This window comes from Stenotrophomonas sp. AS012628, assembly GCF_010608305.1.
In the GTDB taxonomy this organism is placed as follows: Bacteria; Pseudomonadota; Gammaproteobacteria; order Xanthomonadales; family Xanthomonadaceae; genus Stenotrophomonas; species Stenotrophomonas geniculata.
The window spans coordinates 27,755-46,460 of record NZ_VMBJ01000021.1 but is presented as its reverse complement, the minus strand read 5'-3'; the positions used below and the strand labels follow the sequence as shown (position 1 = coordinate 46,460).

The 18,706-nt window shown below is 66.2% G+C and carries 27 protein-coding genes, 1 tRNA gene and 1 pseudogene; 11 read left to right on the top strand and 18 right to left on the bottom strand.

Going from position 1 to position 18,706, the window contains the following annotated elements; all coding sequences use genetic code 11:
- Nucleotides 1-39: 39 nt before the first annotated feature.
- Complete coding sequence (locus G5A07_RS11320; protein WP_010486507.1) at nt 40-603, bottom strand: DUF3011 domain-containing protein; 564 nt, start codon at nt 601-603, stop codon at nt 40-42.
- Nucleotides 604-735: 132 nt separating this feature from the next.
- Entirely contained in the window at nt 736-942 is a 207-nt protein-coding gene (locus G5A07_RS11315; RefSeq protein WP_010486505.1) for a hypothetical protein, read from the bottom strand.
- Nucleotides 943-1,344: 402 nt separating this feature from the next.
- On the opposite strand from G5A07_RS11315, the gene G5A07_RS11310 reads away from it, so the two are divergent.
- From G5A07_RS11310 to G5A07_RS11295, 4 genes and pseudogenes are all read left to right on the top strand, one after another.
- Complete coding sequence (locus tag G5A07_RS11310) at nt 1,345-1,617, top strand: hypothetical protein (RefSeq protein ID WP_010486501.1); 273 nt, start codon at nt 1,345-1,347, stop codon at nt 1,615-1,617.
- Nucleotides 1,618-1,629: 12 nt separating this feature from the next.
- On the top strand, nt 1,630-1,863 hold the full coding sequence (locus G5A07_RS11305) for a DUF1653 domain-containing protein (protein WP_005410421.1): 234 nt from the start codon (nt 1,630-1,632) through the stop codon (nt 1,861-1,863).
- 88 nt (nt 1,864-1,951) lie between these two features.
- Nucleotides 1,952-2,521: a TetR/AcrR family transcriptional regulator gene (locus tag G5A07_RS11300; protein ID WP_191863323.1), complete on the top strand. Its 570-nt coding sequence runs from the start codon at nt 1,952-1,954 to the stop codon at nt 2,519-2,521.
- Nucleotides 2,467-2,643, top strand: a pseudogene (locus G5A07_RS11295) (SMR family transporter); the annotation flags it as partial. The gene G5A07_RS11300 and the pseudogene G5A07_RS11295, both read left to right, overlap by 55 nt.
- Nucleotides 2,644-2,665: 22 nt before the next feature.
- Here the strand turns inward: G5A07_RS11295 and G5A07_RS11290 are convergent.
- The 5 genes from G5A07_RS11290 to G5A07_RS11270 form a co-directional block, all read right to left on the bottom strand.
- Nucleotides 2,666-2,839, bottom strand: coding sequence for a DUF1328 domain-containing protein (locus G5A07_RS11290; RefSeq protein WP_006380555.1), 174 nt, complete (start codon nt 2,837-2,839; stop codon nt 2,666-2,668).
- 94 nt (nt 2,840-2,933) lie between these two features.
- Nucleotides 2,934-3,575 (bottom strand): LysE family translocator, encoded by a 642-nt coding sequence (locus G5A07_RS11285; protein WP_191863322.1) that lies wholly within the window; start codon nt 3,573-3,575, stop codon nt 2,934-2,936.
- 98 nt (nt 3,576-3,673) lie between these two features.
- Nucleotides 3,674-4,282 (bottom strand): ATP-dependent Clp protease proteolytic subunit, encoded by a 609-nt coding sequence (locus G5A07_RS11280; RefSeq protein ID WP_191863321.1) that lies wholly within the window; start codon nt 4,280-4,282, stop codon nt 3,674-3,676.
- 37 nt (nt 4,283-4,319) lie between these two features.
- The gene (locus G5A07_RS11275) at nt 4,320-4,670 is read right to left on the bottom strand and encodes a polyketide cyclase (protein WP_053443329.1); all 351 of its coding nucleotides are present in this window, start codon (nt 4,668-4,670) and stop codon (nt 4,320-4,322) included.
- Entirely contained in the window at nt 4,670-4,981 is a 312-nt protein-coding gene (locus tag G5A07_RS11270) for a metalloregulator ArsR/SmtB family transcription factor (protein ID WP_019660556.1), read from the bottom strand. Before G5A07_RS11270 ends, G5A07_RS11275 begins: the two co-directional genes overlap by 1 nt.
- An 86-nt stretch (nt 4,982-5,067) precedes the next feature.
- Here G5A07_RS11270 and G5A07_RS11265 point away from each other — a divergent pair, with 86 nt between their 5' ends.
- On the top strand, nt 5,068-5,760 hold the full coding sequence (locus G5A07_RS11265) for an aspartate/glutamate racemase family protein (protein WP_053443330.1): 693 nt from the start codon (nt 5,068-5,070) through the stop codon (nt 5,758-5,760).
- A gap of 24 nt (nt 5,761-5,784) precedes the next feature.
- Here G5A07_RS11265 and G5A07_RS11260 read toward each other — a convergent pair whose 3' ends face one another.
- Nucleotides 5,785-6,180 carry a hypothetical protein gene (locus G5A07_RS11260; RefSeq protein ID WP_012511691.1) on the bottom strand — a complete coding sequence of 132 codons (396 nt, stop codon included), beginning with the start codon at nt 6,178-6,180 and terminating at the stop codon, nt 5,785-5,787.
- A gap of 242 nt (nt 6,181-6,422) precedes the next feature.
- On the opposite strand from G5A07_RS11260, the gene G5A07_RS11255 reads away from it, so the two are divergent.
- The 3 genes from G5A07_RS11255 to G5A07_RS11245 all read left to right on the top strand — a co-directional run bounded on the left by G5A07_RS11255 (nt 6,423) and on the right by G5A07_RS11245 (nt 7,809).
- Entirely contained in the window at nt 6,423-6,932 is a 510-nt protein-coding gene (locus G5A07_RS11255) for a DUF3011 domain-containing protein (RefSeq protein ID WP_010486479.1), read from the top strand.
- Nucleotides 6,933-7,018: 86 nt separating this feature from the next.
- The gene (locus G5A07_RS11250; RefSeq protein ID WP_010486477.1) at nt 7,019-7,372 is read left to right on the top strand and encodes a DUF6713 family protein; all 354 of its coding nucleotides are present in this window, start codon (nt 7,019-7,021) and stop codon (nt 7,370-7,372) included.
- Nucleotides 7,369-7,809 (top strand): GNAT family N-acetyltransferase, encoded by a 441-nt coding sequence (locus G5A07_RS11245; RefSeq protein WP_019336887.1) that lies wholly within the window; start codon nt 7,369-7,371, stop codon nt 7,807-7,809. The genes G5A07_RS11250 and G5A07_RS11245 overlap by 4 nt, the downstream gene beginning before the upstream one ends.
- A gap of 68 nt (nt 7,810-7,877) precedes the next feature.
- Here G5A07_RS11245 and G5A07_RS11240 read toward each other — a convergent pair.
- The 9 genes from G5A07_RS11240 to thrS form a co-directional block, all read right to left on the bottom strand.
- Nucleotides 7,878-7,954, bottom strand: a tRNA-Pro gene (locus tag G5A07_RS11240).
- Between the two features lie 68 nt (nt 7,955-8,022).
- Nucleotides 8,023-8,379 carry a MerR family transcriptional regulator gene (locus tag G5A07_RS11235; RefSeq protein WP_005410431.1) on the bottom strand — a complete coding sequence of 119 codons (357 nt, stop codon included), beginning with the start codon at nt 8,377-8,379 and terminating at the stop codon, nt 8,023-8,025.
- Nucleotides 8,360-8,659, bottom strand: coding sequence for an integration host factor subunit alpha (locus G5A07_RS11230; RefSeq protein WP_005410432.1), 300 nt, complete (start codon nt 8,657-8,659; stop codon nt 8,360-8,362). The genes G5A07_RS11235 and G5A07_RS11230 overlap by 20 nt, the downstream gene beginning before the upstream one ends.
- A gap of 27 nt (nt 8,660-8,686) precedes the next feature.
- A complete protein-coding gene (pheT, locus tag G5A07_RS11225; protein WP_049455700.1) occupies nt 8,687-11,068 on the bottom strand; it encodes a phenylalanine--tRNA ligase subunit beta in 2,382 nt (793 codons plus the stop codon).
- A 121-nt stretch (nt 11,069-11,189) separates the two neighbouring features.
- Entirely contained in the window at nt 11,190-12,185 is a 996-nt protein-coding gene (locus tag G5A07_RS11220; protein WP_005417865.1) for a phenylalanine--tRNA ligase subunit alpha, read from the bottom strand.
- A 193-nt stretch (nt 12,186-12,378) separates the two neighbouring features.
- On the bottom strand, nt 12,379-12,738 hold the full coding sequence (gene rplT, locus G5A07_RS11215; protein WP_005410435.1) for a 50S ribosomal protein L20: 360 nt from the start codon (nt 12,736-12,738) through the stop codon (nt 12,379-12,381).
- Between the two features lie 11 nt (nt 12,739-12,749).
- A complete protein-coding gene (gene rpmI / locus G5A07_RS11210; protein ID WP_005410436.1) occupies nt 12,750-12,947 on the bottom strand; it encodes a 50S ribosomal protein L35 in 198 nt (65 codons plus the stop codon).
- A gap of 265 nt (nt 12,948-13,212) precedes the next feature.
- Nucleotides 13,213-13,740: a translation initiation factor IF-3 gene (gene infC / locus G5A07_RS11205; protein WP_074725076.1), complete on the bottom strand. Its 528-nt coding sequence runs from the start codon at nt 13,738-13,740 to the stop codon at nt 13,213-13,215.
- Nucleotides 13,741-13,803: 63 nt separating this feature from the next.
- Complete coding sequence (thrS, locus tag G5A07_RS11200) at nt 13,804-15,705, bottom strand: threonine--tRNA ligase (protein WP_010486466.1); 1,902 nt, start codon at nt 15,703-15,705, stop codon at nt 13,804-13,806.
- Nucleotides 15,706-16,133: 428 nt separating this feature from the next.
- Between thrS and G5A07_RS11195 the strand changes: the two genes are divergently transcribed.
- Genes G5A07_RS11195 through G5A07_RS11185 form a run of 3 tightly spaced genes read left to right on the top strand, consistent with a single transcriptional unit; the run spans nt 16,134 to nt 18,263 of the window.
- Nucleotides 16,134-16,430, top strand: a complete 297-nt coding sequence (locus G5A07_RS11195; protein WP_005410439.1) for a hypothetical protein — start codon at nt 16,134-16,136, stop codon at nt 16,428-16,430.
- A complete protein-coding gene (locus G5A07_RS11190) occupies nt 16,430-16,693 on the top strand; it encodes a hypothetical protein (protein ID WP_043401932.1) in 264 nt (87 codons plus the stop codon). The genes G5A07_RS11195 and G5A07_RS11190 overlap by 1 nt, the downstream gene beginning before the upstream one ends.
- 10 nt (nt 16,694-16,703) lie before the next feature.
- Complete coding sequence (locus G5A07_RS11185; RefSeq protein ID WP_019336890.1) at nt 16,704-18,263, top strand: PepSY-associated TM helix domain-containing protein; 1,560 nt, start codon at nt 16,704-16,706, stop codon at nt 18,261-18,263.
- Nucleotides 18,264-18,287: 24 nt separating this feature from the next.
- Here G5A07_RS11185 and G5A07_RS11180 read toward each other — a convergent pair whose 3' ends face one another.
- On the bottom strand, nt 18,288-18,692 hold the full coding sequence (locus G5A07_RS11180) for a VOC family protein (RefSeq protein ID WP_010486459.1): 405 nt from the start codon (nt 18,690-18,692) through the stop codon (nt 18,288-18,290).
- Nucleotides 18,693-18,706 lie beyond the last annotated feature (14 nt).

Genomic DNA, 18,706 nt, shown 5'->3' with positions numbered 1-18,706 from the left:
TGAGCTGTATCAGATTATTCTGATTTTCGAGGCGCGTGCTCAATTCACCTGGAACTGCGCCCGGCAACCGTCGCTGACCCAGATGCCACGGCGGTCCCAGCCCCAGGTCTGGCCCTCGATGCAGGCGCTGCGTGAATCCTGGCGGACCAGGCGCACACCACGACGGATGCGCGCATCGCAGTACTCCTGGCGATGACCGTTGGAATGGCAGGTGATCACCTCACCCCCACCCCAGCCATTGCCACCATTGCCCCAGCCGTTGCCATGGCCACCACCCCAGCCACCGCCGCGGCGGTACTCGCCAACGAACTCGGCACGACAGCCCTGGGTAACCCAGACACCATAGCGCGATTGTCCCCAGGTCTCGCCTTCCACGCACGGCGAGCCCGACAACTGGCGGATCATCCGGGCACGGCCTTCCAGGCGGCATTCATTGCTGCGGTTCTTGATCGATTCGCAGCGTACGATGCCGCCGCCATCACGACCGCCGTAGCGATCGTCGTCATAACCGTAACCATAGCTCTGCGCCTGCGCGCCGCCCGCGGCCGCCAGCATTGGCAGCAGGGTGCAGGCCAGGGTGCGCCAGGTGAGTGCCTTGCCCATCGGGATCTCCGGATGAATACGATGGCGCAAGCATCGAGGATTCGTGGCGCGGCGCACAGGGGGGCGCCCCACGGCGGTTTTTTCCCCATTCAAACAACTCAACCGTGGCTGACTGCGCCTCAGCCGGTGGTGTCAACTTCCGACGTGGAGTGCGTCCACCGAATTGCCGAGCGCCTCAACCCGTACCGTGCTGCGCTGGCCGGTACGGCGGTGGTGCTCCAGGGCCCGCGCCGCAGCGACATCGAAAGCCTCGGCGCCCCGTGCATAACGGGTGGCGTCATGCGCCTGCGGATCCAGTACGGACCAGTGCCGGGCGTTGCATTGAACGGTAATGACCATTGGAAGACTCCTGCGGAATGAAGGCACGCCGGCAGCGGAAGCCCCTGAGCGCCGGTACACCATCAGGCTAGCGAGCACCTCCGGGATGGCCTATCAGATTTGTACGAAAATGCCGCGCCGGACTGTCAGACCGCCCCGCCCTCACATCCCTGAGGCCGTTTAGTGAATCCCTTTCGTGACCCTTGTCACGGAGTTGACAGAGCTTCACACTACCGTCACCAACAGGGGCCCCTTCCACATGCGCACCTTCTTCTCGCAGCAGCGTTGGACGTTGCTGAAGTTCTACTTCGTGGCCAGCTATCTGGTGCTGATCGAGGAACTGATCCGCGCCGCCCTGCACTGAGCACTTGCTGCCGTTTTTCCTGCGGCCGACACTGTTGCTTTGGGCACGGAGCTCCGCCGATGAAATCCCTTCTTCTGATTCCCGCGCTACTGGTCCTGGTCGCCTGCGCCAGCCTGGACAAGGCACCCACGCACGCCCAAGCGACAGCCACGCCGGTGGTCGGCGGTGATCGCGATGCGCATGGCTGCATCGGTTCGGCCGGCTACCAGTGGTGCGAGCACAGCCAGCGTTGCGAACGCCCGTGGGAACTGGCGCAGGCACAGGGCCTGGCCAATACCGCCGAAGCCATCAACGCCTATTGCGCAAAGCCGGCCAGCCCGGCGCGCAAGTGAGTCGCGCCCACCATGGCTGAGCTGAGTCCGCTCCCCACCCTGGCCCCGGGCCGCTACCGCCACTTCAAGGGCGGCGAGTACGAAGTGCTGGACATCGTCCGCAGCAGCGAGACCCTGCAGCCGATGGTGCTGTACCGCGCGTTGTATGGCGAAGGCGGCCTGTGGGTACGCCCGTACGCCATGTTCGTCGAGCAGGTGCCCGGCGAGCACGGACCGCAACCACGTTTCGCCCGCGTCGACGCATGACGGTTCCGCTGCCGGTCCAGGCCGGCAGCGCGCGGCAACACAGCGGGCCTGCGCTACAATCGTACCGTCCAGTCGGTTTCTTCCCACCATGTCCGCATCCCCCTCCCGTTCGCGCCGCAAGGCGCCCGACAGCGTGCGCCAGTCACTGCTGCAGGCCACCATTGAAGTGATCGGCCGTAACGGCCTGGCCGCGCTGACCGTGCAGGACGTCGCGCAGGCCGCTGGTGTCAGCAAGGGTGCGTTGTTCCATCATTTCAGCAGCAAGCAGGCACTGGTGGATGAAGCCGTCGGAGCGCTCATCGGCGAGTTCGAAGCGCGGGTACGCGCCCTGCTGCAGGAAAATCCCGAAGGCCATGGCCGTTTCAGCCGCGCCTATGTGCAGGCCAATTTCGAGCATCTGCTGCAGCAGGAGCAGGACAACGACATCGGCCTGACCCTCGGCAACCTGATGGAACCGGCCCTGCTCGCGCATTGGCGCACCTGGAAGCGTGCGATGCTGGCCGAATTCGCCGGCGAAGCCAACGATCCCCGGCTGTACGCGGCGCGCTGCGCTGCCGATGGCTACTGGGCCACGGCCTATGGGCGTCCACTGGACGAGGAGGAACGATTCCGACCGGCATCGCCTACGCGATCTGGTCCGGCGTCGGCATCGTGCTGATCTCGCTGATCGGGCTGGTCGTGTTCAAGCAGCGCCTGGATGCACCCGCGTTGATCGGCATCGGCCTGATCTGCGCCGGTGTACTGGTGATCAATCTGTTCTCGCGCAGCAGCGCACACTGAGCACGCTGCTGCGCGATCAACGCTAGCTGACCTTCTTCGCTACGGTCATGCCGAGCAGGAACAGCACCACGGCGATGATGATGCCGGCCCAGAACAGGAACTTGGCGATGCCGACCGCGGCGCCGGCAATGCCACCGAAGCCGAGCACGCCCGCAATGACGCCGATGATGGCGAAGATGATGGCCCACTTGATCATGTCAAACCTTTCCCCGCAGGGACTGCGTACTGGATGATCAGGCTAGGCCGTGGCCGATGCGGCAGTCGTGAACAGGCCGCGTGCGCGGCGTGAATCAGCGCGGACGGAAGCGCAGCAGCGCGACGGCAAACGCCAGGAACACGCTGCCCACCAGCCGCTCGAACCAGCGTCGTGCAAACGGCTTGGCCAGCCAGCGGCGCAGGCCATGGCCACCGGCTGCATACATCACGTACCAGAACAGTTCGCAGGCGGCGAAGGTGGCCACCAGCACGCTGTACTGCAGTGCCTGGCCGCGTGACGGATCGACGAACTGCGGCAGGAACGCCGCCGCGAACAGCAGCAGCTTGGGATTGCTCAGGCCCACCAGAAGGCCACCACGGAACACGGTCCAGGCACCAAGCGTCGGCGTCATCGGCAGTGCGGCATCCACCGTCACCGCAGGCGCGGGACGGCAGCTATCGCGCCATGCCTTCAGGCCCAGCCAGGCCAGGTAGGCCACACCCAGATAGCGCAGCATTTCGAACAGCATCGGCGAGGAATGAAGCAATGCGCTCAGGCCAGCAGCGGACGCGGCCAGCACCAGCAGCATCGCCAGCAGGCAGCCGGCCATCGCCGGCACACTGCCGCGGAAGCCGAGTCCGACGCTGCGGCCGAGGATATGCAGCATGTTCGGCCCCGGCGTGCCACACAGAACAAACACCGTGGCCAGGAACCACCACCAGGTATGCAGGGCCATAGCGCACATCCACTTCAGAAGACGCAACCAGCATAGAACGCGCCTGCAGCGCGCGGCACATACAGCACAGCGTGGATGTGGTGGTTACAGAGGCCGGCTCAGGCAGCGAGCGCGTCGCGCCGTACCAGTACCTGGTCGATCAGGCCCCATTCGCATGCCTGCTCGGCACTCATGAAACGATCGCGGTCCAAGGTCTGCTCGACGTCCTCGACACTGCGTCCGCAATGCTGCGCATACAGTCGGGTGATGCGCTGCTTGGTGCGCTGCATCTCCTCGGCGTGGATGAAGATGTCCGAAGCTTGGCCCTGCACCCCGCCCAGCGGCTGGTGCACGTGCAGGCTGGCATTGGCCAACGCCGCGCGGTGACCGGGCTCGCCGGCCATCAGCAGGAACGACCCCATCGACCGCGCGGTGCCCATGCACAGCGTATGCACCGGGGCCGAGATGTATTGCATGGTGTCGTACATCGCCAAGCCGCTGGAAATGACTCCGCCTGGCGAGTTGATGTACAGATGGATCGGCTTCTCCGGGTTTTCCGATTCCAGGAACAGCAGCTGCGCGCAGACCAGCGCCGACACGGTGTCATCGACTTCGCCGTTGAGAAAGATGATGCGCTCGCGCAGCAGCCGCGAGTAGATGTCATAGGAACGCTCGCCGCGCTCGCTGCGTTCCACCACCATCGGTACCAGCTGCATCCTGTCCCGCATGTGCCTGCTCCCTATAGCGTTCGATCCAAGCGCTGGTTCAAGCCGCGCGCATCACCGTGCGATGCTCATCGTTGGAAGCCGGCGGGATCAGAGAACGCCGGTCAGTGAGCCGATGCACGATGGTCAGCACCGTCCCTCCACCCCCATCCGCGCGCAGCCGGAAACACACCAGACTGTGCAGATGTGGGGGCTGCGCATCGCGCAAGCGGAAGCCCAGCTCCCGTCCCTCCTCGCACAGGCAGGGCTGCGGGTCGGCAAGATCGGCTGCGGGCAACCAGCGCTCACGCAGCGCCGGGTCCAACAGTGCGCGCCAGACCCGTTCCGGTGGCGCTGGCAGCCACTGCTCCATCACCAACGCAGGAGCCGCTTCGTTCAGAACGTCGTCCATCAATCCATCTCCTTCAGCAGATCCTGCAAGGCATCCATACGCGCGGGCCAGTAGGCCCGGTAGCGCTGCAGCCAGTTGCCGATGTGGGCCAGTCCGCGCGGATCGACCTCGTAGTAGACGAAGCGGCCTTGGCGCTGTTCGCTCACCAGCCCGGCATCGCGCAGCACTGCCAGGTGCTGGGACATCGCAGACTGGCTGATCGCCACGCCCTCGCGCAGCGCGCTGGCATGCTGCCCGCCCTCGGCCAGCTTTTCGAAGATGTGGCGGCGGGTCGGGTCGGCCAGCGCCTTGAACAGGGCGTTCTCGATCATGGTCAACACATTAGCAATCGCTAATGTGTGGTGCAACTCCCGCATCGGCTGTGCTGCAATGACGGCTCCCCGGCATGGAGCTGTGCATGAAGACCCTTGGCCTGATCGGCGGCATGAGCTGGGAAAGCTCGGCGCAGTATTACCGGCTCATCAACGAGGACGTGCGGCAGCGCCTCGGTGGCGCACATTCGGCGCAGCTGCTGCTGTGGTCGGTGGACTTCGCCCCGATCAAGCAGCTGCAGCACGACGGCGACTGGGATGCACTGGGCGACCACATGGTTGAGGCCGCACGGCGCCTGCAGGCCGGTGGTGCCGATCTGCTGCTGGTCTGCACCAACACCATGCACCAACTGGCCGACCGCATCGAGGCGGCCTGCCCACTGCCACTGCTGCATATCGCCGACCCCACCGCCCAGGCCATCGTGCAGGCAGGCGCGCGAAAGGTGGGCCTGCTCGGCACCGCCTTCACCATGGAGCAGGACTTCTACCGCGGCCGGCTGCAGGATCGCTTCGGATTGGAGGTCCTGGTTCCCGAAGCCGATGATCGTCGCAGCGTGCACGACATCATCTACCAGGAACTGATCGCCGGCGTGGTCAGCGAACACTCACGACAGGTCTACGCCGGCGTGATCGAGAGACTGGTCGCGCGCGGCGCCGAGGCCATCATCCTCGGCTGTACCGAGATCATGCTGCTGGTACGGCCGGAGGACAGCACAGTGCCGCTGTTCGATACCACTGCACTGCATGCGCGGGCCGCCGTGGATGCGGCGCTGGCGTGAATCAATGCGCGCCGGAACGCGGAATCAGTCCGCGCCCTGCACTTCCAGCGCGGTGATCAGCCACTCGACCACCGCCTGGGAATCGCACAGGAAGAAGATGGCATCGCCGGAGCGCGCTTCGGTAAGCAGGCGATAGACCGTGATCGCCACCGCCGACTGGTTGGCGATGAACACTTCCGGGCTGCGCGGCCCTTCGCTGTGGCCGGCAACCGCGTGCAGCGCCTTGCGTGCGGCCACGGTCGCAGCCGGGTCCGCGCTGCGGGTCAGTTCCGGCCCGCGCAGGCCCCAAGCAATGAACACATGCTTGCCCTTGAACGTGGTGTCCAGGACCCGCACCTCGGCGCCGCCTGCGTCGGCCGAGCGATGAATGACGGTACTGCTGATCAACGCAACCCCCTGTGGTCGTCGTGGTCCGCGCATCCTCCCCCACAGGCCGCCCGCACACCAGTGACGGCAGCCACAGGCTGCGCCGACAGGCGTGGAAGACATGTAAGAAGGTGTAAACCGATGCGATCGGATGTGCAGCGATGATACGGGATGTAAGCCTCTGCATGGGCCCGTGCGCACTACTAAATCCTTACTGAGCCACATCCGGAACGATGCGTTCCGACGGCCTCGTGCTGGGTCATTCTTGCCGCCCGAATCCACGCTCGAGGCTCCCTATGACCCTTCGCCCGCTGCTGCCGATCACCGGCGCCGCCCTTGTCCTGCTGCTGGCCGCCACCGCCGTGGCCGCCCAGGACTACGACACTGATCACATTCCAGCGCTGCGCTGCGAATCCCAGTTCAACAAGACCGAGCAATGCCCCATCGAGGGCCCGATGCGCCTGGCCAGGCAACTGTCGGTCACCCGCTGCGTGGAGAACCAGAACTGGGGCCAGAGCCGCCGCACATTATGGGTGACCGACGGCTGCCGCGCCGAGTTCGTCGCCGATGGATACGGGCGCTGGCCGGGACGTGGCCGCGGCCGTGACCGCGACAACGAGGGTGAACGCCTGGTCTGCGAGTCCTACGAGAACAAGGACAAGGAGTGCCGGATTCGCGTTCGTCACGAGGTACGGCTGGTCAAGCAGAAATCGGTGACGACCTGCATCGAGGACCGCAACTGGGGCTGGGACCGTCGCGGCGTGTGGGTCAGCGACGGCTGCCGTGCCGAGTTCCGGGTGTATTGACTGCCTGCCACGCGCTGGCTGCAACGCGTAGGCGTGCGTGCAAGGCGGAGTCGATAGACTATGGCCTGCATGGCAGGGAGCACGACATGGAACGATGGTATCTGGCGACGCTGCTGGCGTTGATCCTGCATCAGATCGACGCTGCGTTCTGGCAGGAATGGACCATGTTCCATGTGCCCGGCGGCATCCAGGGCTTCCTGCTGTTCAACCTGTTCGCAGTCGGCGCCGTGCTTTGGGGTTATCGCCATGCCCTGCTGGGTACATCCACGGCGCGCGGCTATGCACTGGTTTGTGGCGCGCTCGGCATTGGCACGGCGCTGATCCACCTGGCGTTTGCCCTGCTCGGTCGCAATGAATTCCACCTGCCGCTGTCGATCATCGTCCTGCTCGCCTGTTTTGTATCGGGTGGCGGTCTGTTGCTGCAGCTCCGCCCGCGATGAGCCGGACGTCCCGTTCTCCGCGCCTGCGTAACGGCAGCCCCCAGGACGCGGATGCCTTGATCGCGCTCGACAGCGTGGCAGCCATTGATCCAGAGCGGATCATGCAGATTGGCAACTGGCTGGCACACGGCGGCGTGTATGTCGCCGAGCAGGACGGCAGGGTCGTCGGCTACCTGGTCATGCATCACCACTTCTTCGGCGAGGCCTTCGTCGAGATGCTGATGGTGGCGCGCGAACGCCGCGGCCACGGCATTGGTACCGCACTGCTGCGACACGCGATCGCACGGCGCGGTCGCGGCAAGCTGTTCACCTCGACCAATGCCTCCAACATCGGCATGCAGCGCCTGCTCGTTGCGTCGGGCTTCATCGACAGCGGCATCGTGCACGGATTGGATGACGGCGACCCGGAGCTGATCTACCGCTTCGCTGAAGACTGATCATCGGCATCAGCAGCGCGCACAAAAAAGCCCACGCATTGCTGCGCAGGCTTCTTGATTCATCACAGTGGTCGGGACGGCCGGATTCGAACCGACGACCCTCTGCCCCCCAGGCAGATGCGCTACCAGGCTGCGCTACGCCCCGACTGATGCTGCGATGTGCCCGCCAGTGCGGCGGGCCGTGAAGTATAGCGGATTACGATGGAAATGGGATCAGCGGCGCAACAACTGCAGCACTTCTTCCAGCTCCATGCGTACCTGCTTGATGATCTGATTGCTCAGCGCCGATTCCTCGCGGGCATCGGGGCCGTCCAGACGCAGGCGCGCACCACCGATGGTGTAGCCCTGTTCGTACAGCAGGCTGCGGATCTGCCGCACCATCAGCACGTCATGGCGCTGGTAGTAGCGGCGGTTGCCTCGGCGCTTGGCCGGCTCAAGGCTGGGAAACTCGGTTTCCCAGTAGCGCAGGACGTGCGGCTTGACGTCGCACAGCTCGCTGACTTCACCGATGGTGAAGTAGCGCTTGGCCGGGATCGGCGGTAGTTCGCGGTTACTGCCCGGATCCAGCATAAGCTTCCACCCTCTCCTTGAGCTTCTGGCCCGGACGGAAGGTGACCACCGTACGGGCGGAAATCGGAATTTCCTCGCCGGTCTTGGGGTTGCGACCCGGGCGCTGGTTCTTGCGCCGAAGATCGAAATTACCGAAGCCCGACAGCTTCACCTGACGTCCCTGTTCCAATGCTTCACGCAGCACATCGAAAAACGCGTCGACGAATTCCTTGGCTTCCCGCTTGTTCAGACCGACTTCGTCGAACAGCTTTTCCGCCATCTCCGCCTTGGTCAATGCCATTGCCTGCTACCCCCGAGTGCTGCCCGCTCAGCCGCGGATCCGGGCGTGGTGTTCACGCTCGATGGCAGTGACCGCCTCGGCCACCACCGCATCCACGTCGCGGTCCGTCAGAGTGCGCGACTTGTCCTGCAAAATCAAGCCCATAGCGAGACTCTTGAATCCCGGCTCGACGCCCTGGCCGACATAGCGGTCGAACAGGTTCAGGTCGCGCAGCAGCGGGCCGGCGGCCTGGCGGACGGTCGCCGCCAGATCGGCCCAGGCCACCTGTTCAGGCACCAGGAACGCCAGGTCGCGGCGCACGGCCGGGAAGCGCGACAGCTCGCCGGCACGCGGCAGGCGGCGGGCGGTCAGCGGTTCCAGATCCAGTTCGAAGGCGTAGACGTCGGATTCGATGTCCATCGCCTTGACCAGGCGCGGATGGACCTGGCCGATCCAGCCCATCGCCACGCCATCGCGGAACACCTCGGCCGAGCGCGCCGGGTGGCCGTAAGGACGGGCCGACGGGCGGAACTCCAGCTGCGCGCCACTGGCAGCGGCCAGCGATTCCAGGTCGCCCTTCAGATCGTGGAAGTCGACCTTGCGGGTCGGCAGGCCCCACTGCACCGCCTGCGCATCACCGCAGACCGCAGCGGCCACGCGCGGGGTTTCCAGCGGCGCCGGCTGGCCATCTCCGGCCTGCTGGGTGAACACCCGGCCGAGCTCGAACAGGCGCACGCGACCCAACTGGCGCGCGGCATTGCGGCCCAGCGTGGCGACCAGGCCCGGCAGCAGCGACGGGCGCATCACCGCCAGTTCGGCCGACAGTGGGTTGGCCAGCGGTACCAGGCCATCGCGCAGCTGCCACTGGGTCAGCAGCGCGTCGTCGACGAAGGCAAAGTTGACGGTTTCCTGCTGGTCGCGGGCGATCAGCTGGCGACGAACGCTCAGCGCGTCCAGCTGGGTCTCGCTCGGCATCGCCACGCGCGAGGCACCGCCCGGCAGCGTGGTCGGGATCTGCTCGTAACCGTGGATGCGGGCCAGTTCTTCGATCAGGTCTTCTTCGATGGCGATGTCGAAGCGACGGCTCGGCGCGACGACCTGCCAGCCCTCGGCCGTCGCAGCCACGTCCATGCCCAGCGCGCGCAGGATGCGCTCGACTTCGGCGTCGTCGATGGTGATGCCCAGCACGCGGCTGATGCGAGCACGGCGCAGTACGATCGTCGCCGGCTGCGGCAGGTCATCGGCACGCACGGCCTCGGTGACCGGCGCCGGGGTACCGCCGGCGAGGTCCAGCACCAGGCGGGTGGCGTATTCGATGGCGGTGCGCGGCAATGCCGGGTCGACGCCACGCTCGAAGCGGTGGCCGGCATCGGTGTGCAGGCCGAGCTTGCGGCCACGGCCCATGATCGCGGCCGGCGCGAAGTGCGCAGCTTCCAGGAACACGGCGGTGGTCGCGTCGGTGACGCGGGTATCGAAGCCGCCCATCAGGCCGGCCAGACCGACCGCACGGTCAGCATCGGCAACCACCAGGAAGCTGTCGTCCAGTGCGGCATCGCGGCCGTCCAGCAGCTTCAGGCTCTCGCCCGCGCGCGAACGGCGCACGGCGATGCTGCCCTGCAGGGTACCGAGGTCGTAGGCATGCATCGGCTGGCCCAGCTCCAGCATCACGTACTGGGTGATGTCGACCAGCAGCGAGACCGGACGCACACCGCTGCGGCGCAGGCGCTCAGCCATCCACAGCGGGGTCTTGGCAGCGGCGTTGACGCCTTCGATGACGCGGCCCAGGTAACGCGGTGCTTCGGCGCCGGCGTCGAGCTGGATCGACAGTTCGCGGCTGCCGACCGGCGCAATGGCGTCGGCCGCGAAGTCCAGCACTTCACTGCGGGTGGCGGCGGCGACGTCGTAGGCGATGCCGCGCAGGCTGAAGCAGTCGGCACGGTTCGGGGTCAGCTTGATCTCGATGCTGGCGTCCGGCAGCCCCAGATACTCGACCAGGGACTGGCCGACCGGTGCGTCGTCCGGCAGTTCCAGCAGGCCGGAGGCATCGTTGTCCAGGCCCAGCTCCTTGGCCGAGCACAGCATGCCGTTCGACTCGACGCCGCGCAGCTTGGCCGGCTTGATCTTCAGCTCGCCGATCTGCGCGCCGACCATCGCCAGCGGCGCGACCAGGCCCGGGCGCGCGTTCGGCGCGCCGCACACGATCTGCAGCAGCTCGCCCTGCCCGGCATCGACCTTGCACACCTGCAGGCGATCAGCTTCGGGATGGCGCACCGCTTCGACGATGCGCGCCACGACCACGTGCTCGAGGCCTTCGCCAAGCGCGGTCACCTCTTCCACTTCCAGGCCGATGGCGGTCAGCACCGCGCTGAGCTCATCGCGCGAGGCGGAGGTCGGGACGTGGCTGCGCAGCCAGTTTTCGGAGAATTTCATGGTGTCACCCTGGTGGGAGGTGTGCCTCCCGTTGCGGTTTTTGTGGTCGCCCAGCGCATGCGCAAGGAGGCGTCCATCCAGAAAAGCAGCCGAGCATGGCCCGGCTCTACACGGTTGCGGCTTACGCGAACTGCTTCAGGAACCGCACGTCGTTCTCGAAGAACGCGCGCAGGTCGTTGACGCCGTAGCGCAGCATCGCGAAACGCTCCACGCCCATGCCGAAGGCAAAGCCGGTGTAGCGCTCCGGATCGATGCCGACATTGCGCAGCACGTTCGGATGGACCATGCCGCAGCCGAGCACTTCCAGCCAGCGGGTGCTGCCATCGGGCTGCTGCCAGGCGATGTCCACTTCCGCACCCGGTTCAACGAACGGGAAGTAGCTGGGACGGAAACGCATCTCGAAGTCGCGCTCGAAGAACGCGCGCACGAACTCGGCCAGCGTGCCCTTCAGGTCGGCGAAGGTCGAATGCTCGTCCACCAGCAGGCCTTCGACCTGGTGGAACATCGGCGAGTGGGTCTGGTCGCTGTCGCTGCGGTACACCTTGCCGGCGGCGATCATGCGCAGCGGCGGCGCGTGGTCGCCCATGTAGCGCACCTGCACACCGGAGGTATGCGTGCGCAGCAGGCGTCCGTCGCCGAAGTAGAAGGTGTCGTGCATGGCGCGCGCCGGGTGGTGCGGCGGGAAGTTCAGCGCCTCGAAGTTGTGCCAGTCGTCCTCGATCTCCGGCCCTTCCGACAGCTCGTAGCCCAGCCGGCCGAAGATGCCGGTGATGCGCTCCAGGGTGCGGGTGATCGGGTGCAGGCCGGCGCGGTCGCCGTTGCGACCCGGCAGGGTGATGTCGATGGCTTCGGCGGCCAGGCGCGCATCCAGTGCCGCGTCTTCCAGCAGCGCCTTGCGCTCACCCAGCGCGCGGGTCAGCGCATCGCGGGCCTGGTTGATCGCTTCACCGGCGGCCTTGCGCTCGTCGGCCGGCAGCGCGCCGAGCTGCTTGAGCTGCGAAGTGATGCTGCCACTCTTGCCAAGCAGGGCCACGCGCAGCTGTTCCAGCACGTCGGGGCTCTGTGCGGCGGCCACATCGGCCAGCGCCTGGGTGGTGAGGGATTGGATGTCGCTCATGGGGGGCCGGAACTCCAGTCGATCTGCCATCGCGATGCGCGAAGGGCCGACCCCTGTCGCCACCGCCGTCCCCGCGCTGCCATCGTGGCCTCGCCGGGACCCAAAAAAGAATGGGGAAGGACTTGCGCCCTTCCCCATGCATTGCCTTGACCTGACACCGTTCCGAGTGAACGGTTACGGCATCGGGAAGGACTTATGCCGCCAGCGCGCCCTTGGCCTTTTCGGCCAGCGCAGCAAAACCGGCTGCGTCGTGCACGGCGATGTCAGCCAGGACCTTGCGATCCAGGGTGATGCCGGCCTTCAGCAGACCGTTCATGAAGCGGCTGTAGCTCAGACCGTTGATGCGGGCAGCCGCATTGATACGGGTGATCCACAGCGAACGGAAGTTGCGCTTCTTCTGCTTACGGCCGATGTAGGCGTACTGCTGAGCCTTGATGACCGCCTGCTTGGCGACGCGGAAGACCTTGCGACGGGCGTTGTAATAGCCCTTGGCGAGATCCAGAATCTTCTTGTGGCGGCGACGCGCCTGTACGCCACGCTTAACTCGTGCCATTTTTCAGTTCCTCAGAGGTAAGGGAGCATGCGGTCCAGACGGCCTGCGTCTTCTGCACGGACATGGCCCGTCTGACGCAGATTACGCTTACGCTTGGTCGCTTTCTTCGTGAGGATGTGGCTACGGTTGGCGTGGCCGCACTTGTACTTGCCCGAGGCGGTCTTGCGGAAACGCTTGGCCGCTGCCCGGTTGGTCTTGATCTTGGGCATTGCAATGTCCTTGATGGGATATGACCCTGGTTTCTGACTGATCTGGCGGCGGCCTGGGCCGCTCTTTCCGTCCTGCCATGATCGGCGTACGACCCGTCCTGGGTGGGTCGAGCCGGGCATGATACAGGCAAAACCGCCCTGCCACCAGCCCCTGCAACCCTTTCACGGCAATTCACCGGCATGCCGCAAAAGCGAAGGGGCGCCGATGGCGCCCCTTCACCCTGAACCGTTCAGCCAGGCGCCCCGGAGGGCGGCCCGTCAGGCCTCAGGTCTTCTTCTTCGGCGCGATCATCATGACCATCTGACGCCCTTCCAGGCGCGGACGGGATTCAATGACGATGTCCTCGCCCAGATCGGTCTCGATCCGGTTGGCCATTTCGCGGCCCAGTTCCTGGTGGCTCATTTCACGGCCGCGGAAGCGGATGTTGACCTTGATCTTGTCACCATCCTCAAGGAACCCGCGCATCTTGCGCAGCTTGATCTGGTAGTCGCCCTCGTCCGTGACCGGACGGAACTTCACTTCCTTGATCTCGACCTGCTTGGTCTTCTTCTTGGCCTCGCTGGCCTTCTTCTGCGCTTCGAACTTGAACTTGCCGAAGTCCATGATCTTGCAGACCGGCGGATCGGCCTGCGGCTGGATTTCGACCAGGTCCAGGCCTTCATCTTCGGCCATGGACAGCGCTTCGTCGCGCGACAACACGCCGATCATTTCTCCGTCACTGCCGATCACGCGGACGCGCGGCACACGGATTTCCTGATTCTTGCGGTTCTGTTTGTTGTCAGGGGTGCTGATATTACGTTCTCCCAAGGGTATCGAACCGGTCCGGGTGCCTGTGCGCCCGGACCGGACCTTTGCTTACGCGCCCTCGGCGTGGAGCCGCTCGATGAAGGCCTGCAGGCTCATGCTGCCCAGATCTTCGCCAGAACGCGTACGCACCGCCACAGCCCCATTTTCCTTCTCGCGGTCACCAATGACCAGCAGGTAGGGCACGCGCTGCAACGTATGCTCGCGGATTTTATAGCCGATCTTCTCGTTACGCAAATCCGAGCTGACGCGGAAGCCTTGCTCCGCAAGGGTTTTGGTCACGCCCGAGACGTAGTCGGCCTGGGCGTCGGTGATGTTGGCCACCACCACCTGGGTCGGGGCCAGCCAGGCCGGGAACTGGCCGGCATGGTGCTCGATCAGGATGCCCAGGAAGCGCTCCATCGAGCCGACGATGGCCCGGTGCAGCATGACCGGGTGCTTCTTCTGGCTGTTCTCGTCCACGTACTCGGCGCCCAGGCGGCCCGGCATCATGAAGTCGACCTGCATGGTGCCCAGCTGCCAGGTACGGCCGATGGCGTCCTTCAGGTGGTACTCGATCTTCGGGCCATAGAAGGCACCCTCGCCCGGCAGCTCCTGCCATTCCACGCCACAGGCGGTCAGCGCCGAGCGCAGCGCGCCCTCCGCTTTGTCCCAGGTCGCATCGTCACCCAGGCGCGATTCCGGGCGCAGGGCGATCTTGATCTGGATGTCGTCGAAGCCGAAGTGCTGGTAGACCGCCAGCGCCTGCTGATGGAAGGCCGTCACTTCCGACTCGATCTGGTTTTCCGTGCAGAACACGTGGCCGTCGTCCTGGGTGAAGCCACGCACGCGCAGGATGCCGTGCAGCGCGCCGGACGGCTCGTTGCGGTGGCAGGAACCGAACTCACCGTAGCGGATCGGCAGGTCGCGGTAACTGTGCAGGCCCTGGTTGAACACCTGGATGTGGCCCGGGCAGTTCATCGGCTTGACCGCGTAGGTGCGCTTCTCCGATTCGGTGAAGAACATGTTGTCCTGGTAGTTGTCCCAGTGGCCGGACTTCTTCCACAGGCTCACGTCCAGGATCTGCGGGCAGCGCACTTCGCCGTAGCCGCTGTTGCGGTAGACCTTGCGCATGTACTGCTCGACCACCTGCCACAGCGCCCAGCCCTTCGGGTGCCAGAACACCAGGCCCGGCGCTTCTTCCTGCAGGTGGAACAGGTCCTGCTGCTTGCCGATGCGGCGGTGGTCGCGCATCTCGGCTTCCTCGATGCGCTTGATGTACGCCTCAAGCTGCTTCTTGTCCGCCCAGGCGGTGCCGTAGATGCGCTGCAGCTGTTCGTTCTGCGCGTCGCCACGCCAGTAGGCGCCGGAGATGCGGGTCAGCTTGAAGGCCTTCAGGAAGCGCGTGTTCGGCACGTGCGGGCCACGGCACATGTCCACGTATTCCTGATGGTAGTACATGCCCATCGCCTGGATGTCGTCGGACATGTCCTCGATCAGGCGCAGCTTGTAGTCCTCACCACGGGCCTTGAAGATCTCGATCACTTCGGCGCGCGGCGTCATCTTCTTGATGACGTCGTAGTCCTGGGCGATCAGTTCACCCATGCGCTTCTCGATCGCGGCCATGTCGTCCGGGGTGAACGGGCGCTCGGAGTAGATGTCGTAGTAGAAGCCTTCGGCGATCACCGGACCGATCACCATCTTCACATCCGGGTACAGCTGCTTGACCGCGTGGCCGACCAGGTGGGCGCAGGAGTGGCGGATGATCTCCACGCCCTCCTCGTCCTTGGCGGTGATGATGCGCAGGCTGGCATCGTGGTCGATGACGTCGCTGGCATCGACCAGCACGCCATCCACGGCACCGGCGATGGTGGCCTTGGCCAGGCCGGCACCGATCGACTGGGCGACGTCCATGACGCTGACGGGGTTTTCAAACTCGCGGCGGCTGCCGTCGGGGAGGGTAATGTTGATCATCGGAGTGGCTTCGTGCGGGGCCCGCTGGGCGGGCTGGAAAGCGCTCCCGGGGCGGCGCCCGGGCAATAAAAAAGCGCCACGAGGGCGCCAGGGACACAGGGCCTTCGGGGGCAGGTCAACAGTGGGCGGTGGTAGTGCTCATGTCGCACGCTCGGCCGGCGCTGGGCGCGGGCCACCTTGTTCCAGTTAGGGAGTGTGATGATCTTAAACCAGCGCACCGGAAAGCCCAAGGGCTACCGTACGGTACGCTGAATGGCCCTCGCTGGCGGCGTGAAAACGCAATGATTACCATGTCCGCGCAGCCCGCCCCGTGCCAGCCTGCCCGCTTCCCCCCAGGACCTCGTGATGCGCCACCCGCTCCGACCGGCTCCCGCCGGCCCCGCCCGTGCCCCGCGTTCGCTGGCCCGCTGCCACGGCGGCCGCCCGCAATGATCACCGTCGGCCTTTCCACCCTGGGCTTCTGCAGCCTGGGCATGCTGGCGGCGATGTTCTCCGCGCTGGCCTTCTATGCCGCCTCGCCGCACTGCCGCTGGCCGCGCCTGCGCCGGGCCGGCCGCCTGGGCCGCCAGATCGGCCTGGTCGCGGCCGCCGCCGCGCTGTGGCTGTGGATGGCCGAGCTCGGCTTTGCCGCCGGCCTGGTGGCCATGCTGTGCACCTGGATGCTGGCGGCGATGCTGCTGCCGGCACTGGCCGCCTGGCATCGCCCGGGCACGGAGTCGCCCTGATGTGGCCGCGCGCCTTCGCCGGCATCGTCGCCGGCTTCTTCCTGGCCGCGGCCGCGACCGGCCTGCTGGCATGGCTGCCGCCCGGCCCCTGGCAGCGGGCGCTGGTGCCGACCCTGATCGCTTTCATCCCGCTGTGGATGCTGGCCGCCCTGTGGGCGTTCAGTTTCCGCAGCGCGCTGCGTGCCTGGCTCGTGCTGGGCGGCAGCGCCGCCGCCGGCTTCGCCGTGCTCGGGCTGCTGCGCCTGACCGGCGCGGTGCAATGAGACCTCTCCCATGAAGTTCAGTTCGCAGACGCTGCGCACGTTCACCACCCTGCACACCTGGGTCGGCCTGGTCGCCGGGTTCGGCCTGTTCGTGGCCTTCTACGCCGGTGCGCTGACCCTGTTCCATCACGACCTGCCGCTGTGGCAGACCCCGGGCGCGGCCACCGCACTGCCAGCCGGGCTGGACGATGCGCAGTACCTGCTGGAAGACGTACTGGCGACACACCCGGAAGCCCGCCGCCACGTCGGCATGACCTTCCCCGGCGCCGACCACCCGCAGCCACTTGCGTACTGGCAGGCCGATGATGGCAGCTGGCGTTATGCCTGGCCGGGGCAGATTGGCGGCAGCCCGACGCCGCCGCAGACCGGGCTGGCCGAGCTGGTCAACGAGCTGCACTACAGCCTGGGCCTGCCCGTGGCCGGCATCTACGTGATGGGCATTGTCAGCCTGCTGTACGGCATGGCGCTGCTCAGCGGCCTGGTGATCCATCTGCCGAAGCTGCTCGGCGACCTGTTCGCGCTGCGTCCGGGGCGCAACCTGAAACAGCTGTGGCAGGACGCGCACAACGTGATCGGCGTACTGAGCCTGCCCTTCCACCTGATGTTCGCGGTGACCGGCGCCCTGCTCTGCCTGGTGTTCGTGCAGATGGCCCTGCTCAACCCCCTGATCTTCGACGGCAAGGCCCTGCAGGCCGTGCCAACAGCGATGGACACCGCACCGGTGCGTGAAGCGACCGGCATCCCCTCGCCGCCGGGCAGCCTGCGCGTGCTGCAGGCGCGGGCGCTGGAGGTGGCGCGCGCACAGGGCGTGACCAGCTTCGAGCCGGCCTACCTGAAGCTGGCCAACGCGGGCGACACCAACGCCACCATCGAGATCACCGGCGAATCCACCGGCACCCTCGGCCCGCTCGGCGCCGTGGCGCTGGATGTCGCCACCGGCCAGGTACTGGCCACCCAGCTGCCAGGCCAGCGCGACGCCAACCACGCCACGCTCAGCGCCGCCTATGCGCTGCACTTCGGCGAGTTCGGCAACGGGGTGGTGGTCTGGCTGTACTTCCTGCTCGGCCTGGGCGGTGCGTTCCTGTTCTACTCGGGCAACCTGCTGTGGATCGAGTCGCGGCGCAAGCGTCGCCAGCCGCAGCAACCGCGCGCCGGAGTGAACATGGCACGGGCCACGGTCGGCGTGTGCATCGGCCTGTGCGTGGCGATCTCGGTCGCGTTCCTCACCGCGCTGGTGCTGGAACGGCTGGCGCCGGCGGCGGTCGACCACGGCATCCGCTGGGCCTGCTTCGGCAGCTGGGCGGCCTGTGCGCTGTGGGCCGCGCTGCGCCGCCCGGCACAGGCCGCACGCGAGCTGCTGTGGGCGGCGGCAATCAGTACCGCGCTGGTGCCGATCCTGCACGGCGCACTCAATGGTGACTGGCTGTGGCGTGCGGCCGCGCGTGGCCACTGGCCGCTGTTCTGGGTCGATGCCATCGCGCTGGCCATGGCCTTCGGCTTCGCCCGCCTGGCAGTGGCCAGTCAACGCCGCGCCCGCAACGGCGATCCGAACAGCGTCTGGGCCAACTGAGCCTTCGCCGGGCATGGCCCGGCGCTACCGGAGCAGGTGCGCTGGGTCCAGGTAGCGGCTGACTTCGATCAGGTTGCCATCCGGGTCGCGGAAGTACACCGATTCGATTGGACCCAGTGCGCCGGTGCGGGCCACCGGCCCCTCCTCCACCGCGACGGCCTGCGCCTGCAGGTGTGCCAGCACATCGATTGTCGCCGTAAGCGTGACCAGGCACAGGTCGGCACTGCCCGGCGTGGGTCGTAACGCATGCGGCTGCAGCGGGGCACTGGCCGGATGCAGATTGATCTTCTGCTGGCCGAACTGCAGCGCGGTACGTCCCGCGCCGAAGCGCACGACCTGCATGCCGAGCACGCGCTGGTAGAAATCACAGCTGCGGTCGATGTCGGCGACGGTGAGGACCAGATGGTCCAGGCGTTCGAGATGGATCATGCCCGCAGCGTAAC

What these genes read in the sequence shown, in the direction of transcription:
- pheT (WP_049455700.1), bottom strand. Translation starts at nt 11,068, where the DNA reads ATGAAATTCTCCGAAAACTGGCTGCGCAGCCACGTCCCGACCTCCGCC.
- G5A07_RS11250 (WP_010486477.1), top strand. Translation starts at nt 7,019, where the DNA reads ATGGAACGATGGTATCTGGCGACGCTGCTGGCGTTGATCCTGCATCAG.
- G5A07_RS11305 (WP_005410421.1), top strand. Translation starts at nt 1,630, where the DNA reads ATGGCTGAGCTGAGTCCGCTCCCCACCCTGGCCCCGGGCCGCTACCGC.
- G5A07_RS11195 (WP_005410439.1), top strand. Translation starts at nt 16,134, where the DNA reads ATGATCACCGTCGGCCTTTCCACCCTGGGCTTCTGCAGCCTGGGCATG.
- G5A07_RS11180 (WP_010486459.1), bottom strand. Translation starts at nt 18,692, where the DNA reads ATGATCCATCTCGAACGCCTGGACCATCTGGTCCTCACCGTCGCCGAC.
- G5A07_RS11230 (WP_005410432.1), bottom strand. Translation starts at nt 8,659, where the DNA reads ATGGCATTGACCAAGGCGGAGATGGCGGAAAAGCTGTTCGACGAAGTC.
- rplT (WP_005410435.1), bottom strand. Translation starts at nt 12,738, where the DNA reads ATGGCACGAGTTAAGCGTGGCGTACAGGCGCGTCGCCGCCACAAGAAG.
- G5A07_RS11265 (WP_053443330.1), top strand. Translation starts at nt 5,068, where the DNA reads ATGAAGACCCTTGGCCTGATCGGCGGCATGAGCTGGGAAAGCTCGGCG.
- G5A07_RS11285 (WP_191863322.1), bottom strand. Translation starts at nt 3,575, where the DNA reads ATGGCCCTGCATACCTGGTGGTGGTTCCTGGCCACGGTGTTTGTTCTG.
- G5A07_RS11270 (WP_019660556.1), bottom strand. Translation starts at nt 4,981, where the DNA reads ATGATCGAGAACGCCCTGTTCAAGGCGCTGGCCGACCCGACCCGCCGC.
- G5A07_RS11255 (WP_010486479.1), top strand. Translation starts at nt 6,423, where the DNA reads ATGACCCTTCGCCCGCTGCTGCCGATCACCGGCGCCGCCCTTGTCCTG.
- G5A07_RS11245 (WP_019336887.1), top strand. Translation starts at nt 7,369, where the DNA reads ATGAGCCGGACGTCCCGTTCTCCGCGCCTGCGTAACGGCAGCCCCCAG.
- G5A07_RS11320 (WP_010486507.1), bottom strand. Translation starts at nt 603, where the DNA reads ATGGGCAAGGCACTCACCTGGCGCACCCTGGCCTGCACCCTGCTGCCA.
- G5A07_RS11185 (WP_019336890.1), top strand. Translation starts at nt 16,704, where the DNA reads ATGAAGTTCAGTTCGCAGACGCTGCGCACGTTCACCACCCTGCACACC.
- thrS (WP_010486466.1), bottom strand. Translation starts at nt 15,705, where the DNA reads ATGATCAACATTACCCTCCCCGACGGCAGCCGCCGCGAGTTTGAAAAC.
- G5A07_RS11310 (WP_010486501.1), top strand. Translation starts at nt 1,345, where the DNA reads ATGAAATCCCTTCTTCTGATTCCCGCGCTACTGGTCCTGGTCGCCTGC.
- G5A07_RS11220 (WP_005417865.1), bottom strand. Translation starts at nt 12,185, where the DNA reads ATGAGCGACATCCAATCCCTCACCACCCAGGCGCTGGCCGATGTGGCC.
- G5A07_RS11275 (WP_053443329.1), bottom strand. Translation starts at nt 4,670, where the DNA reads ATGGACGACGTTCTGAACGAAGCGGCTCCTGCGTTGGTGATGGAGCAG.
- G5A07_RS11190 (WP_043401932.1), top strand. Translation starts at nt 16,430, where the DNA reads ATGTGGCCGCGCGCCTTCGCCGGCATCGTCGCCGGCTTCTTCCTGGCC.
- G5A07_RS11260 (WP_012511691.1), bottom strand. Translation starts at nt 6,180, where the DNA reads ATGCGCGGACCACGACGACCACAGGGGGTTGCGTTGATCAGCAGTACC.
- G5A07_RS11300 (WP_191863323.1), top strand. Translation starts at nt 1,952, where the DNA reads ATGTCCGCATCCCCCTCCCGTTCGCGCCGCAAGGCGCCCGACAGCGTG.
- G5A07_RS11280 (WP_191863321.1), bottom strand. Translation starts at nt 4,282, where the DNA reads ATGCGGGACAGGATGCAGCTGGTACCGATGGTGGTGGAACGCAGCGAG.
- G5A07_RS11315 (WP_010486505.1), bottom strand. Translation starts at nt 942, where the DNA reads ATGGTCATTACCGTTCAATGCAACGCCCGGCACTGGTCCGTACTGGAT.
- G5A07_RS11235 (WP_005410431.1), bottom strand. Translation starts at nt 8,379, where the DNA reads ATGCTGGATCCGGGCAGTAACCGCGAACTACCGCCGATCCCGGCCAAG.
- rpmI (WP_005410436.1), bottom strand. Translation starts at nt 12,947, where the DNA reads ATGCCCAAGATCAAGACCAACCGGGCAGCGGCCAAGCGTTTCCGCAAG.
- G5A07_RS11290 (WP_006380555.1), bottom strand. Translation starts at nt 2,839, where the DNA reads ATGATCAAGTGGGCCATCATCTTCGCCATCATCGGCGTCATTGCGGGC.